The organism is Desulfurella sp., assembly GCF_023256235.1.
GTDB lineage: Bacteria > Campylobacterota_A > Desulfurellia > Desulfurellales > Desulfurellaceae > Desulfurella.
In genome coordinates this window covers 5,154-6,241 of sequence record NZ_JAGDWY010000031.1, presented here as the reverse complement: position 1 = coordinate 6,241, position 1,088 = coordinate 5,154, and the positions used below count along the sequence as shown (strand labels likewise).

The 1,088-nt window shown below is 31.6% G+C and carries 1 protein-coding gene; it reads right to left on the bottom strand.

Annotated features, from left to right (window positions below; all coding sequences use genetic code 11):
- Positions 1-214: 214 nt before the first annotated feature.
- Complete coding sequence (locus Q0C22_RS03200; protein ID WP_291490624.1) at positions 215-904, bottom strand: Hsp20/alpha crystallin family protein; 690 nt, start codon at positions 902-904, stop codon at positions 215-217.
- Between the last annotated feature and the right edge of the window lie 184 nt (positions 905-1,088).

Below are 1,088 nucleotides of genomic sequence, written 5' to 3'. Positions count from 1 at the left end.
GTTCGTAAAACACAAGAATTTAAAGAAAGAAAAACATCTTATAATTTTATAGAGACATTAACTAAAGAAAAACAAGCTTTTTAGCCCAAAATCTCAAAAAAGCAACCATTTAACACCCTAATTTAACGCCATTTAACATATAACGCTGTAATTTGCCCAAAAAATGCCAAAAATTGCCAGATTCAGCCCAAAAAACCTTCGAAACTATTCGAAACTATGCTTTTTGCCTATTAAAGCCATAATATTTATATAGATTAAGCACAGAATAATATGAAACACCTAATCTATTGCAAATTTCTTGTATATTTATGCTTTTTTTATGCTTTTTGGCCACATACATCAGCACAGCCAGGTATTTTGACACTATGAAGTACTCACCAAACTTCTCTTTATATAGCCTAAAGCTCTCTTCTATGATATCTTCCTCGGGGATGTACTGCCTCACTATGCTCTCTACCTTCTTTATATATGGCTTTTGGTTTTTTAAAACTATCGCCGATATCTGGGTCAGCAATTTCTTAGGCAATTCTACTTTTAAGATACCATTTTCATATTTTGCTTTAATTTGTTCTTTATCAACATTGTCTGGCAAGAAGAAACTTCTTGTGAATGTCCCGTAATTGCGTTCAATCCTGTAATAATTATCTTTGGATTCTTTCTTTTCAAACTTGCGCTCACCAGATATAGTCAAAGTATTATCTTCTACTTTTACCTTTAAATCTTTTTCATTCATTCCGGGTACTTCTACTTCAATTTGAATACTACCATCAGTTTCGTAAATATCTACAGCTGGTAACCATTTTGAATCCTGCAAGCTAAAAGATGGCAAAACATCTTCAAACATTTTGTTGATTCTTTCTTGAAGCGTTGTTAATTCTTTAAAAGGTTCTAATGGTCTAAACATATCGCACCTCCAAATCTTTATTTTTTTCACTTTAAATATAATCCCTAATAAAAGATTGTCAAGTATAAAAATCTATACTTGACATTTTCATCTTAAATATTATATTAACAACAAAGGAATAGGAGGTAATTATGAGGGATCCTTACGAGGTCTTAGGCGTCAGCAAAAATGCTACAGATGAAGA

Coding starts and splice junctions, on each gene's coding strand:
- Q0C22_RS03200 (WP_291490624.1), bottom strand. CDS start 904: ATGTTTAGACCATTAGAACCTTTTAAAGAATTAACAACGCTTCAAGAA.